Consider the following 14,444-nt stretch of genomic DNA (forward strand, 5'->3'; position numbering starts at 1 on the left):
CTGAAAAATTGCCATCGCCAACCGGTGGAGTTGGAAAATCAACGATCCCTCTGGTACTTGCGAAAATTCTCATATAATATTCGGTCCAAGTAATTATCGGTGAATTGACATCGAGTCTCGCCGGTTTTGACTTTGATAACGGGAAACTGATTTTTCTCGTAAAGATGCGCTTCAATCTACAATACGCTGCGTTGCGGTCTGTCATCGTTAGACACCCTCGGATGCTTTATTGCACTTGTAAACTCTTGTATGAGATAAGTGAAAAGTTACCGAACCAACATGCCGGACGGTCACGACTGTGGCAAAACGCTCTTCGAATTCGAATTCGAAGAGCGTTGGCGTCCTTGCGTTATCGATTGATCGTCAGGAGAGTTATAATGAGATTCGTCCGTCTTTGGGCCTATATCGTGCTGTCGGTCGCTCCTATTTCGATGGCGATGGCGGGGACATTCGCTGAACCGGAAGGCAAGCCTGTCCTGGTGATTTCCGGCAATATTGAAAACCGCAATACGGCAGATGGGGCTGCTTTTGATCTTGGCATGTTGGAGGCCATTGGTTCTACAGTGATTAAAACCACCAATCCGTGGTATGAAGGGCGTACGGTTTTTGAAGGCGTTCCGCTTAAAAAGCTGATGGATTTCGTGGGGGCAAAGGGAACGAAGGTGACAGCCGTTGCTCTGAACGATTATGTGACAACAATTCCGCTTGATGATTTCAATCGGTTCAATGTTTTGCTCGCTTTCAAGCGGGACGAGAATTATATGCCAGTGAGGGATAAAGGGCCGCTCTTCATTGTCTATCCCTATGATAGTGACCAACAGCTTCAAAGTCAGGTATATTACATGCGCTCGGCATGGCAGGTTTCAAAGCTCATTGTGGAATAGAGGCGCGGCGTGAGGCGTATTCTTGGGACGATCATATGTTGTTTCGTCATGGCAACCGGGTACATCGCCTATGTGATAGCCGAACGTCAAACGACGCTTGAGAAATTCGCCCGTTACAATGATTCCTGGGCCGTCAGTCAAACCCTATCCGAATATATGAGGCTTGAGCACCGGCTGGCGACATCCGCCTTCGACATGGGTGAGTTTGACCGGGATGATTTGCGTCTGCGTCTGGATATCATGCTGAGCCGGCTGGAATTATTCGAGCAAGGCAATTTAAAGAGCTTCATTGATGCAGATCCGCAGCGTGTGGATCTGATCGCCAAGCTCAGTGACGTTCTTGAAACTCTCAACAGGCGGTTCGGAACGCTGGACCTCGAAGCCATCAAAGCGCTGTTGCAGAAAATGGAACTTCTGGATGGTCCGATGACAAGGCTGGCATCGACTGCTCTTGAAGCGGATGTCAGCAAGATTGGTGCCGCCCAGGCTGAGTTGCGGCACCTTCATCTCATCTATACCGCCCTTGCTGGGGGGCTTATCCTGTGCGGTATTGTACTTGTAGGCTTGCTTCTGCGTCACAACAGTCTTCTGGATAAAGCACATCGGCGTATGCAACGATTGACAGACGATCTGCGCGCGGCGTCCTGGGAACTGAAATCACAAAACAATCGCCTCGAATATGTCGCTCACCATGATTCCCTGACAGGTTTGCCCAACCGCATCCTCTTTCGTCAGGATCTGGAAGCAAGGCTGTTATCGGCCAAAGCTGGCGGACCAGTGGCCATCATCCTGCTGCTGGATCTCGATGGGTTCAAGGATGTGAACGATACGCTTGGTCATGACATCGGTGATGCCTTGCTGCGGATGGTCGCGAGCCGGCTGGTCGATATCAAGGACCACGGCGATCTCGTCTGTCGTTTGGGAGGAGACGAATTCGCGATCTTGTCCACCGGTCTGACCGAGAACCAGGCGATGGATTTTGCTAGGCGTCTGATGAATGAACTTGGTCTTGTGTACCTTGTCGGAGACCAGGAAATCAAGATTGGCACCTGTGTCGGCGTGGCGATCTTCAATGACGAGCCGGATACCGACGAACTTTTCAAACGTGCTGACCTTGCTCTCTATGAAGCCAAGGCTTTGGGGCCGAGCCATGCCTGTGTGTTTGAAAACCAGATGCAGACACGGTTGAAGGACAGAAAGTCGTTCGAGGCGGATTTGCAAACGGCGTTGCAAAACGGGGAAATGGAAGTCTACTATCAACCATTGGCAACCACCGCGACGCGCGAGATTTGCGGTTACGAAGCATTGCTGCGCTGGACACATCCAAGCCGCGGTTCTGTTTCGCCGGTTGACTTCATCCCTGTCGCCGAAAAAATCGGGGTCATCGATGGTCTTGGGGGTTGGGTTCTGCGGACCGCCTGCGTGGAAGCGGCAAGCTGGCGCGGCCATTTCAAAATTGCGGTCAATCTGTCGTCGGTGCAGTTTCGCAGCACGACGCTCGTGCAAAAGGTTTTGGATGCCCTGGAAATCAGCGGGCTTTCTGCGGATCGTCTAGAGCTTGAGATCACCGAATCCGTCTTGCTTGACAAAAACGAACTGACCCTGACAACCTTGAGAGAGTTGAAGGCGATCGGGATTCAGATTGCCATGGATGATTTCGGGACGGGGTATTCCTCGCTCGGCAGCTTGCGGGGCTTTCCGTTTGACAAGTTGAAGATCGATCGGTCTTTTATCCGCGATGTGACGACAAGGGCGGATGCTCTGGCAATTGCAGAACTGGTGACAGGGATTGGCGCCAGCCTTGGCATGACCACGACGGCTGAAGGTGTGGAAACGGAAGAACAATTCGAATGCGTGAAAAGACTGGGTTGCGATCAGGTGCAGGGATACCTGATCGGCAGGCCACAACCGGCGAGCTTTCTCACCCACCTTCGTCAGGAGGATGACGACAAGGAATTAACCTTCGACCAGTCATGGTAATTGGTACAATTCCCTATGTTGGTACAGAGGATGCTCGGAAAGAGACAGGGCTGGGACAGGCACTGACATTTTCCTTTGCATCCCTGGCAATTTCAGGAATGATGCATTGGCAACCGGTCCAAAACCAATCGTCTTAATCCCGCGACCGAAACTCTTTGGATAAAAGTGAACAGTAGCGTGTTTCAGGTGAAATTCTGGGGTGTTCGCGGCAGTATCCCGGTCTGTGGCGCGGAATTCGATGTTTATGGCGGGAACACGCCCTGTATCGAGGTGCGCTGCGGCGAACACAGGCTGATTTTCGATGCCGGCTCCGGCATTCGTCAGGCCGGTCTGGATATGATGGGAGACAAGACCAGCAATGTCGACCTGTTCTTTTCCCACTGTCACTACGATCACATTATCGGCTTGCCTTTTTTCAAGCCGATCTACAATCCCGAGATCACCGTCAATATCTGGTCCGGCCACCTTGCCGGTAGCATGACGACCGATCAGATGATTCATCAATTCGTCAGCCCGCCCTATTTTCCCGTGAAGATGGATATCTGCAAGGCCTCTCTGCTGTTTCATGATTTTCGTGCTGGCGATATTCTGACGCCTCGGCCTGGTATTTCCATCGGCACATTTGCGCTTAATCATCCGGGCGGATGCATTGGCTACCGGGTGGAATGGGCCGGTAAGGTGCTGGCATTGGTGTTTGACATAGAACATCAGCCCGGCGAACTCGACCCGACAGCGCTGGCGCTGATGGCCAATGCCGATATTGCGGTCTACGACGCGGCCTTTACCGAAGCGGAAATGCAGCGCTATCGAGGGTTTGGCCATTCAAGCTGGGAACAGGGCGTGAAATTGGCCGAGCAGGCAAATGTAGACCGGTTGTTGCTGTTCCATCATGCCCCATGGCGCACCGACAGCGAAATGACACTGCTGGAACGGTTGGCGCAGGAGGCGTTTCCAGCGACGCTGATGGCTCGTGACGGAATGGTTCTCGATATCTGACAGCACTCGATATCTAACAGTACGGGCAAAATTCGGAAACTTGATTTCCGTGTTGGTCATACAATCGATAAAATCGATCAGGAAACCCGGCGGTGATTTACAGGTCCTGTCAAAACTGCCATTGCTGGATCTTCGGAAAGTGGCTTTGAAGAACTGAAACCTATGGCCGTGGACGTCAAAAAAAGCCTCTGGTCGGAACGCCGGATACGCAAGGCCCGGCTCGGTTCGGGGCTGGTGATTTTCCTGTTCCTCGCCATGCATATGGCCAATCATGCCACGGGGTTGATTTCGGTGGATGTGGCCGATCGCGCTCGTTTATGGTTTCTGGGGGTCTGGCGTACTCCACCTGGCACCGTGTTGCTATACGGTTCTTTGCTCACCCATATGGTTCTGGTTTTGCGCGCCGTCTATATCCGCCGCAGCTTTACCATGCCAAAATCCGAAGCGTTGCAGATCGTGCTCGGTCTGGTGGTGCCGCTGCTGATCATCGACCATATTGTTGCGACCAGGATTGCCTCTTCGCTCTTTCATCTGCGAGACAATTATCAGTCCGTCGTCCATTCCATGTGGAGCACGTCGCCTGTCGATGGGTGGCGGCAATCGCTCGCCATTGTCATTTTATGGCTGCATGGATGCATTGGAGTCCATTTTTGGCTGCGCTTCCGGCCATGGTATGAAAGGTTGAAAACGGGCTTCCTGACGGTGGCCATTCTACTGCCGATCCTGTCACTGCTCGGCTTTGTCGAGATGGGCCGGACGATTGCCAGCCCAACCTTCTGGTTGAGCGGTTATCCGGGCGGCTATTACGAGCCGGCCGCCTTGACATCCAGCGAAGCGGGATGGATCCGGATGATCCGTCTGACACTTTACGGATTGTTTTTCCTGTCTATCGGCATGGTCCTCGCCTTGCGCATTGCCCGCAGGCTGACCGAGCGGGCGCATCTGATCACCGTCCGTTATCCGAACGGCGAAACGGTCAGGGTGCCGCGTGGCTTCACCCTGCTGGAGGCCAGTCGACTGGCTGGTCAACCGCATTATGCCGTTTGCGGCGGCAAGGGCCAATGTTCGACCTGCCGTGTCCAGGTTATCGATGGAGAGCAACTGCTGCCGCCTGCCGAAACGCTGGAGCAGGGTACGTTGAACAGGATCAAGGCTGGTCCCGGTGTGCGGCTTGCCTGCCAGCTTCGGCCCAGAGCGAACCTCACAGTCATGCCGCTTATGGTGGCAATGCCGCAAAGCGCCACGGTCGATAGCAGTCATGAAGTAATCCCCGGCCGCGAACGCGATATCGCCGTGCTGTTCTGCGATCTGCGACATTTCACGATGCTGACGGAAAGCCGGCTGCCTTTCGACATCGTCTTTCTGCTGAACCGCTATTTCGCTGTGGTCGGTCATGCCGTGGAAGAGGCAGGAGGGCGGCTGGATAAATTCATCGGCGACGGCGCCATGGCGCTTTTCGGCGTCACAGGCTCGACCGAGGTCGCCTGTCGCCAGGCCTTGAAGGCGGCAAACGGTATTATTGCCGGTCTGGAGGAGTTGAACCGGCAATTGGCCAACGAACTGACGGTACCGCTCAGGATCGCCATTGGTATTCATACCGGCCCGGCCGTGGTGGGAACGCTGGGTTACGGCAGCGTTCGTAATCTCACAGCCATTGGCGATACCGTCAATGTGGCCAGCCGGTTGGAATCGGTGGCCAAGGAATTTGAAACGCAACTGGTGATTTCCGAACCTGTCGCCACTCTGGCAGGTCTGGCAGTGCCTGAAAGTGCCGGACGGGAGATTTCCATTCGCGGTCGTGCGGAGCCGTTAAAAGTCTTCATCCTGAATGAGGCGACACGCAGTGCCCTCAACCTTTCCGAGGTCGGCAAAATATAACCTGCAGGACGGAAAATCCGATGCCAAAACAAAACGACAGCATCGTTCCGATTTCACTTTGCTAAAGTATGCTATATAAATCAACGGGGATCTCGGCTGCCATTGTCTGGAGTGGCGGAGATCCCTATTTCCTATCATGAACCCGGCCATGGCCTGTTTTTCAACGACGCGTCTTTTTCATAGGACCTTTCATGGCGACTGCATCCGCACCGGTTTCGGCAATCTTCATGGAAAAGGTCGCCGATTGGCTGACACAGGCTGCCCTTTCCGGCAGCACTCTCGAGGATATCGTTCGGGGTTTTTGCGACAGGATCGCCGCCCCCGGTCTGCCGATCGTTCGGGTGCATCTGTCCTTTGCCATGCTGCATCCGCTTTACGAGGCCGTTGGCTTTACCTGGCGGCCACAAAGCGGGCTGATGATTGAAGGCTATCGTCACGATGCCGACAATACGGATATGTTTTTGCAGAGCCCCTATTATCAATTGCTAAGCCGGGATCTCGATTATTTGCGCCGGCGCATTCCCGCCGAGGGTCCCGTTGAATTTGAGATCTTCGAGGATTTGCGCAAGGAAAATGTCACCGATTATCTTGCCTTCATGCAGCCCTTCGGCGATCAATCCGTGCAGGGCATGTTGGGTTCCTGGTCTACGGATGCCAAGGACGGCTTTAGCGAAGAGATGATTGCCGCGTTGCTGCGCATTCAAAACCATCTGGCGGTTGCTGCCAAAATGGCTGTACTCAGCAAGCTTTCCAACAATATGCTCACTACTTATCTGGGCGGCGATGCCGGCAAGCGGGTGTTGAATGGCCAGATCCGCCGAGGTGACGGTGAAACCATCCGGGCAGCACTTGTTGTCGGTGACATGCGCCAATCGACCATGCTGGCCGAAAAAGAGGGACGACAGGCCTATATCGATACGTTGAATGATTTTTTCGACGCGATCGCCGCACCCTTCAACCGCAATGGCGGGCAGATCCTAAGTTTCCTGGGTGATGGGTTTTTGGCTGTCTATCCTTGCGACCGCCACAAGGACCCATCCCGGCAGGCTTGCCAGGCGGCACTGTCGGCTGTGCGTGTGGCCCAGGCGCGGTTGGCGGATATGAACGAGGAACGCCGGAAAAGAGGGGTCGCCGTTATCGGCTATGGCCTCGGTCTGCATGTTGGCAATGTGATGTTCGGCAATGTCGGGCTGCGCGACCGGTTGACGTTTTCAGCCTTCGGTTCGGCGGTCAATGAAGTGGTCAGGCTTCAGTTGCTCACCAAGAAATATGCAAGCGATGTGGTGGCGAGCCATGCCTTTGCCGACTACTGCGCCGGTGACTGGATAACACTGGGTGAGGAAAAACTGCGGGGTGTTCGCCAGCGGGTAACGATTCTGCAACCCGGCCCGCTCATGGCTAAAATGCAGAGGGACGACGTTGAAGCCGATCTGCATCGCACGGGTCTTTCTGAAGCCGAGCGTTTGATTCTCCTGCATCGCGATGCCGTCCAACTCGACGGGCAGAAAAGGTCCCAAGCGATGATGGATCGATTTCTACAATAAATCAGGGATGGATGCCGGGAAACAGTCTCGATAGAGGAACAGAACGCGCCTCGAAAAGCTTGTGGAACGGGATCTTTGCATGACCGCTTTACAGCGAAGAGAAGTGCGCCATATATGATCAAAGGCGTTGTCGTGCGGCATGGGGCGTGGGACGACAGGCGCTGCATTTCACGAGTGACGATGGAAAAAAGCCTGGGGCGCTACATCTGGTCGAATACCTATCTGCAACAGGTGTGGATCCTGTGCATTGTCGGTCTATCGATGATCCCCTATTTCCTGTCCTTCGATCTGCCAAAGCAGATCGTCAATGGCCCTATTCAGGGCCAGGGCTTTGAAGAGGCCGGGGCGACAAAGCCGTTCTTGCATGTTGCCTTCGACCTGCCATGGATCGGACATCTGGAAATCTTCAGCGGTTTCGAGCTTAACCGCTTACAAATGCTGATGGCGCTCAGCCTCGTCTTCCTGTGTCTTGTCGTGCTGAACGGTTTGTTCAAATTCTACATCAACACCTATAAGGGGCGGCTTGGTGAGCGCATGCTGCGCCGGATTCGCTTCGAGTTGATCGATCGGGTTCTGCGGTTTCCGCCCGTGCATTTCAAGCGGGTCAAATCCGCTGAGATTGCCACGATGATCAAGGACGAGGTCGAGCCGCTGGGCGGTTTTACCGGCGATGCCTTCGTCCAGCCCGCGCTTTTGGGTGGGCAGGCGCTGACAGCGCTGATCTTCATCATCCTTCAGAATGTCTGGCTGGGAATGATCGCGGCTGGCATGGTCTGCGTTCAGGCCATTATCATTCCACGTATGCGCAGACGGCTTCTGGAGCTGGGTCGCCAGCGCCAGTTGACGGCGCGTCAGTTATCAGGTCGGGTTGGCGAAATCGTCGATGGCATTCATACCATTCATGCCCATGACACATCCAATTTCGAGCGTGCCGATATCGCTGCCCGTCTCGGCCTGATTTTTTCGATCCGCTACGATCTCTATCAGTGGAAGTTCATGGTGAAATTCATCAATAACTTCCTGGCCCAACTGACGCCGTTTCTGTTCTATGCCATCGGCGGGTATATGGCTTTGGAGGGCCGACTCGACATCGGCCAGTTGATCGCTGTTATTGGCGCCTATAAGGACCTGCCGGGTCCGCTGAAGGAATTGATAGACTGGGATCAGGCCCGCCAGGACGTGCAGGTCAAATATGCCCAGGTGGTCGAGCAATTCGATGTCGATCGGCTGGTCGATGCTCGGGTTCATACGATTGCGGCCACCCCGGTCGACCCGCTTTCCGAGGCACTGGTGGCTTCGAACCTGGTACTGTGCGACGATAGTGGCGCGCGCCTGCTCAATAGCGTTTCATTGGATATTGCCCCCAATGAGACGGTTGCAATTGTCGGTCAGAACGGTGGTGGCGGCGAGGCGCTGGCGGAAGCTCTGGGACGTATCCTGTGGCCGGAATCCGGCCATATCAGCATTGGTGGGCAGGATATTCTCACCATGCCGGAATCGGTCACCGGGCGTCGACTTTCCTTTGTGTCCTCGGATGCCTATTTCTTCCATGGCACTCTGCGGGACAATCTCCTCTACGGGTTGAAACATGCGCCTTTGACGGATGTCACCTATGACGGACCGGCGGCGCGCAAATACAAACGCGACCTTCTGGAGGCGCAGCGATCCGGTAATCCGCTTCTCGATCTCAACAGCGATTGGGTGGACTATCGATCGGCTGGAGCCGAAGGGCCGGATGGTCTCTTGACGGTGATCCGTCCGGTTCTGGACGCGGTGGCGATTTCAGAGGATATTTTCGATCTCGCCCTGCGTTCGCAAGTGGATACGCTTGCCCATCAGGAGTTGACCGAGCGAATCGTCGAGATCCGCCATGCCCTGCGCCGTCGGTTGAATGAGGAGGACCTGGACGACATTGTCGTACCCTTCGAGGCTGATGCCTATAACAGCCAGGCAACCGTGGGTGAAAACCTGCTTTTCGGCAAAATGAAACCCTCGATGATCGACGGTCAACGGCTGGCGGCGCATCCCTATTTCCGCAAGGTGATGCGTGACACCGGCATTGGCGACGCGTTCTACGCAATGGGGCTTGAAATCGCGGCGAATGCGGTGGAACTGTTTCGAGACCTTCCGCCCGACCATCCGTTTTTCCAGCAATTGACCTTTATGAGCGCGGAGGATCTGCCCGACTACGAGGCTTTGCTGCAAAAGCTCCAGGGCATGTCCGCAACGCAGGCCTCGGCCATCGAGCGCAGCAGCATTATCCGCCTCAGCTTTGCCTATATCGAGCCGCGCCATCGTTTCGGCCTTTTGACGCAAGAATTGATGGACAAGATCGTCGATGCGCGTCGCGAGTTTCATGCCGGAATTCCCGCGGATCTGGCGGAAAAAATCGAGCGTCACGACGTAGAACGGTTCACCTTGTCGGCATCGTTGATGGACAATGTCCTGTTCGGCCGGCTGGCTGTGCGCGAAGCCGATGCGTCTGACCGGATTCGGGCGATCATCCGCGACATTTTTGCAGACCTCGGCCTTGCCGAAAGCGTGCTGTCTATCGGGCTGGATTTTGATGTCGGCTCGCAGGGGCGGCGATTGACCGCTGTTCAGCGCCAGAAGCTCAATCTGGCACGGGCGCTGCTAAAGCGATCGGATTATTTCATCTTCAACAGGCCCTTGTCGGCGCTCGATCAGCGGGCGCAGGATAAGATCGTCAGCCACATCATGCAGGATCTACATTGCGACGGTCATCGGCCCGCGATCATCTGGGTTTTGCCAAATGCGGATATAAGTGGTCTTTTTGACAGGATACTCGTCTTCGACAAAGGAAATCTTGTCGAAACCGGGAGTTTCGAAGAGCTTTCCGCCAAAGACGGGATGTTCAAACAGTTTCTCTCGTAATATCGTGATCAGGCGCGATAGGGGGTAAGACGCAAATGCTACTGAAGGACGAAGTTGAAATGTTGCGGCGTGTGCCGCTGTTTTCCCAGATTGCTCCAGCCAAGCTGAAGCTGCTGGCTTTTGCGTCCGATCGGATGACCTGTCGTGAAGGACAGAACCTGTTTCGCCAGGGCGATGTCGGTGACGCAGCCTATGTCGTGCTGTCAGGGACAGCCGATGTCCTGGTCAATTCGGATGCCGGAGAAATCAAGGTCGCGGAAGTCCAGAGCAATTCTATTGTCGGGGAAATCGCTATTCTCTGCGACGTGTCGCGAACGGCAACCGTGCGGGCGGCTTCCCGGCTTGAAGTCTTGAAAATCAGCAAGGAAAATTTCCTGAAACTGATGAGCGATTTTCCCGAAATCTCCTCGGAAATCACCCGTGTTCTGGCGGATCGTCTCAATCACACCACATCCGAACTGTCCGCAGCTCGCAGCCGCGAGCAACAATTGCTGAACTGATACCGAGAGCGGTCGTCTCAGCACTCGGCATATCGGATAGCCGGGCTGTCATATATCCTTTACTTGCTTTTCTGCCCATTTCCGCGAAGTTTCGGCATCTATTCGACCTCGTTCTATCCTGAATCGAGGCATTGCCCCAAACATCCCGGAATGTGCCATGACCGATCTTAGCGCCCGCGACCGTCTCGCGCCTGACAGTTCTCCACGCTTGTTGGCTCTTGCCAGCATTGCTCTTGAAGCCGGAGCGCTGGCGCGCCAGTCCTTGCGTCGCCGTCATGTCGACCAGATGGTTTCCAAGGGACCGCGTGATTATCAGACGGACATTGATGTCGCCGTCGAGCGCCTGATCGTTGCCGGTGTCTGCGAGGCCTTTCCGGACCATGCCATCCAGGGTGAGGAAGAGACCGGCAACCGTACAGGTGGCCCAGATGCACCGGTTATCTATATCGATCCCATTGACGGCACCACCAATTTTGCCTGGGGCCTGCCGCATTTCGGCATGACCATCGCCATTGCCGAACAGGGTAAAATCACCTGCGGGGTGGTCTATGACAGCATGCTCGATGAGCTGTTCAGCGCTGAAATTGGCAAGGGCGCCTGTCTGAATGGCGAAAAACTACAGTGTGCTGATGTGGCCGATGTCCAGAATGTGCTGGTCGGAGCGGGCCTGCCGGTCCCCGGACAAGTGAAAAGCGTGGACGAGGAGCTCTATCACCGCGCACTACGCCGGTTGATGGACAATACCGCTGGCGTGCGCCGTCTCGGTTCGGCTGCGCTATCGGTTGCCTATGTCGCTTGCGGTCGGCTGGATGGTTTTTTCGAGGATGGCTTGCAGGTTCACGACTATGGTGCCGCAGCCCTGATCCTGACTGAGGCCGGGGGCTTGCTCACAGGCTTTGGCGGAATGCCGGTTGATGCGGGAGGCGGCATTCTCGCTGCCACGCCCGCTTTGCATCCCTGGTTGCTTGCCGGCTTTCAGCCTGCCATGGACCGTTGATTGTCATAGAGTGCGATCATCGCTTGAAGCCCGACCGGATCATCCGTGGTGATCTGGTCGCATTTCAACGCCAGCAGCCGCAGGACGCGTGGTAGCGATGCCTCGTCCGCCCTGTTGATCGTATAGGCATCGATCCGTTTTCCAGCAGCATGGAAGGCGGCGACCATGTTGAAACCGCGATCTTCGGCAAACAGCACGGCCTCATGGTCGAGATAGATCATCTCGGCACCGGGAATGGCCGCAACTGCATCGCCTATGAAGGCAACGAAGTCACCACTTTCCATTGCCCGTTCAATGGCACCGCCATGGCAGGGATCGTAACCGAGCGGCAGGCCGGGCAGGGCCTCTGCCAGACGGGTGACGGCCTGTGCATCGCCCGCCGACAGGATAACCCGGTCGCGCACCGGCCCGATGGCGGAAACGAACGCGGCGATGTCCTGCTGCGTCAAGTCGCTGGCCTTTTCCTTCAGGTCCAGTTGCAATACGGCACCTGCACGATGGGAATTGCTGGCCAGAACGCGCCCGAGATCATCGATCAGCATAACCCTATGGGCACTTGGCTGTCCGTCATGGTCGCGCAGGAACAGGCCGCGCAACTGCTCCGCTGAGGCGGCGCGCACCGGGCCTTGGCCGGTGGTGGCTTTGTCCAAAATTTCGTCATGCAACACGGCCAGGCCGCCACCGGCATGACAGACAAGATCGATTTCGACGCTGGCGCCAAGCGCCATGCCCTCGGTAATCCGGTCCGGCGTGAAGGAAATATCGCCCGCCTGCTTATGGCCGCGATGCCATTTCAGCATGGTCCTGAAACCGTCACGCTCGATAAACAAACCATCAGACATTGGCCAGACTCCTTAATCTATCGGCGGTCCGGGACACGCAGACCACCTTATTGTCGCGGAACACCCGGAAAGCCCTGACCTGCAATTCGGCACGGTCGCCTTTTTGCCAACCGGTTCCCGGATCGGTCATGGCCTTTACCCGTGTACCATCGCCGAGTTGAAGATCGACCATGAGATGGCTGCCAAAATCGATGGCCCGGCAGACAAAGGCCGCATCCGCCCGGTCGGTGGGCGACAAATGCAGGGCTTCCGGACGAACGGCCAGCACCGCATCGCCATCCTCTGGATTGCTATCAGCATCGACCGCCAGGGAAAGGTCAATATGAGTGAATGCGCCCCGGCGCATCATGCCTGGAATGAAATTCATCTGGCCGATAAAGCCAGCAACGAATTCTGTTTCCGGCTCGCGGTAAACCCGGTCTGGCGGGGCGATCTGCTCGGCGCGCCCAGTCCGCATCACGACGATGCGGTCGGCCAATGCCAAAGCTTCGTCCTGTCCATGGGTGACGAACAGGGTGGTAATGCCAAGCCGCTGCTGGATATCGCGCACTTCCTCACGCAGCCGTTCGCGCAAATGCTGATCGAGGCTGGCAAAGGGTTCATCAAGCAGCAGAATTTTCGGCTCCAGTACCAGCGAGCGGGCAAGTGCCACTCTCTGCTGCTGGCCGCCTGAGAGTTGATAGGTCTGGCGCTGGCCGTAATCCTTCAACCCGACCATGGCCAGCGCTGCCTCGACCCGATCAGCGATTTCGCTTCTCGCCATGCCGCGCAGCTTCAGGCCGAACGCGATGTTCTTGAACACATTCATATGGGTCCAGAGTGCATGGCTTTGAAAGACCATGCCCGTCGGTCGCCGTTCCGGCGGCAGATGGGTGACATCCTGGCCGTCGATCCGAATTATGCCGCTGGTTGGCGCTTCAAATCCGCCAATCATCCGCAGCAGCGTCGATTTGCCCGAACCGGAAGGACCGAGCAGGCAGACCAGCTCGCCATCCTCCACATGCAATGAGAACGCATCGACGGCGGTGGAGCCGGGAAACTGTTTTGAAATGCGGTCAAGGGTCAGTTGGGCCATGGGTGTTCGTTTCTATTCCGGTTACAGGCAATGAGAGTGTATTCAGGCGCCAAAGCCCTTGGCGAATGCGCCTGTGCCGATGGCGCGGCGAGCAAAGATCAGCGCGAGGAAGGAGGGCACCCACAGCATGACCGAGAGCACCGCGCCATATTGCACCACCATCTGATTGTTGATGAAGGACACCATCAAGACAGGCATGGTTCGCACCTGCGGCGCGCCGATCAGCCAGGCGCCTTCGGTTTCGTAAAACGTGCTAACAAAGGTCAGGAGCAGGGCGGCAAAGATGGTCGGCGCTGCCTGCGGCAGCGTGATCGACCAGAACACGCACAAGGGCCGGGCGCCCGCGTCACGGGCCGCTTCCTCCATCCGCCGATCGACATTCTGAAAGGCGGCAACCGGTATCCAGATCATCAGCATCAGCGTGCCGACCAACTGGATCAGCGCGACGCCCCAGAAGGTGCTGATCAGATGCAGCTTCAGGAAAATCGCTGCAATTGCCACCAGCAGGCCGAATTTGGGGAAGGCATGCGAGGCGAGAAAAGACAGGAACAGCAGATTGCGGCCTGGAAATTTCATCCGGGCAAAGGCATAGGCCGCGGGAAGACAGATCACCGCCGACAGCAGCGTTACCGTGGCGGTGAGGCGCAGGCTGAGAAACAGCGCTTCCCAGACATCGGCACGTCCAAGCGTCAGGAACCAGAAGCGCAGGCCGAATTGCTGCGGGATGACTGATGGATAGCGCCAGACCTCTGTAAAGGCCCAGGTGCCGACCACGAGCAGCGGCAGGGCGATAAACAGCGTGAGGAGGCCTGCAAAAGCCAGGCCCGTCCAGTCGATCCTGCCTGTTCTCATC

The 14,444-nt window shown here is 56.0% G+C and carries 11 protein-coding genes; 8 read left to right on the forward strand and 3 right to left on the reverse strand.

The window, feature by feature from the left end:
• Positions 1-377 precede the first annotated feature (377 nt).
• The 8 genes from ASB66_RS03445 to ASB66_RS03480 all read left to right on the forward strand — a co-directional run bounded on the left by ASB66_RS03445 (position 378) and on the right by ASB66_RS03480 (position 11,674).
• Positions 378-884, forward strand: coding sequence for a putative pterin-binding protein (locus ASB66_RS03445; protein ID WP_060717420.1), 507 nt, complete (start codon positions 378-380; stop codon positions 882-884).
• A 48-nt stretch (positions 885-932) separates the two neighbouring features.
• Complete coding sequence (locus tag ASB66_RS03450) at positions 933-2,864, forward strand: putative bifunctional diguanylate cyclase/phosphodiesterase (protein WP_156545065.1); 1,932 nt, start codon at positions 933-935, stop codon at positions 2,862-2,864.
• Positions 2,865-3,029: 165 nt separating this feature from the next.
• Complete coding sequence (locus ASB66_RS03455; RefSeq protein ID WP_060717422.1) at positions 3,030-3,860, forward strand: MBL fold metallo-hydrolase; 831 nt, start codon at positions 3,030-3,032, stop codon at positions 3,858-3,860.
• A 162-nt stretch (positions 3,861-4,022) separates the two neighbouring features.
• Complete coding sequence (locus tag ASB66_RS03460; RefSeq protein ID WP_060717423.1) at positions 4,023-5,738, forward strand: adenylate/guanylate cyclase domain-containing protein; 1,716 nt, start codon at positions 4,023-4,025, stop codon at positions 5,736-5,738.
• Between the two features lie 191 nt (positions 5,739-5,929).
• Positions 5,930-7,282: an adenylate/guanylate cyclase domain-containing protein gene (locus ASB66_RS03465; RefSeq protein WP_060717424.1), complete on the forward strand. Its 1,353-nt coding sequence runs from the start codon at positions 5,930-5,932 to the stop codon at positions 7,280-7,282.
• A gap of 180 nt (positions 7,283-7,462) precedes the next feature.
• Positions 7,463-10,177, forward strand: coding sequence for an ABC transporter transmembrane domain-containing protein (locus tag ASB66_RS03470; RefSeq protein ID WP_060717599.1), 2,715 nt, complete (start codon positions 7,463-7,465; stop codon positions 10,175-10,177).
• A gap of 35 nt (positions 10,178-10,212) precedes the next feature.
• A complete protein-coding gene (locus tag ASB66_RS03475; RefSeq protein WP_012653944.1) occupies positions 10,213-10,677 on the forward strand; it encodes a cyclic nucleotide-binding domain-containing protein in 465 nt (154 codons plus the stop codon).
• Positions 10,678-10,834: 157 nt separating this feature from the next.
• On the forward strand, positions 10,835-11,674 hold the full coding sequence (locus ASB66_RS03480; protein WP_060717425.1) for an inositol monophosphatase family protein: 840 nt from the start codon (positions 10,835-10,837) through the stop codon (positions 11,672-11,674).
• On the opposite strand, the gene ASB66_RS03485 is transcribed toward ASB66_RS03480, so the two are convergent.
• From ASB66_RS03485 to ASB66_RS03495, 3 genes are read right to left on the reverse strand one after another with little or no spacing between them, the layout of a single operon-like run.
• A complete protein-coding gene (locus tag ASB66_RS03485) occupies positions 11,653-12,516 on the reverse strand; it encodes a glycerophosphodiester phosphodiesterase (RefSeq protein ID WP_060717426.1) in 864 nt (287 codons plus the stop codon). The two genes, ASB66_RS03480 and ASB66_RS03485, sit on opposite strands and share 22 nt — an antisense overlap.
• Positions 12,509-13,591, reverse strand: a complete 1,083-nt coding sequence (locus ASB66_RS03490; RefSeq protein ID WP_060717427.1) for an ABC transporter ATP-binding protein — start codon at positions 13,589-13,591, stop codon at positions 12,509-12,511. The genes ASB66_RS03485 and ASB66_RS03490 overlap by 8 nt, the downstream gene beginning before the upstream one ends.
• A 42-nt stretch (positions 13,592-13,633) precedes the next feature.
• Complete coding sequence (locus tag ASB66_RS03495; protein WP_060717428.1) at positions 13,634-14,443, reverse strand: ABC transporter permease; 810 nt, start codon at positions 14,441-14,443, stop codon at positions 13,634-13,636.
• Position 14,444: the final 1 nt, after the last annotated feature.

Source organism: Gillisella vitis (assembly GCF_001541345.2).
GTDB classification, from domain to species: Bacteria; Pseudomonadota; Alphaproteobacteria; order Rhizobiales; family Rhizobiaceae; genus Allorhizobium; species Allorhizobium vitis.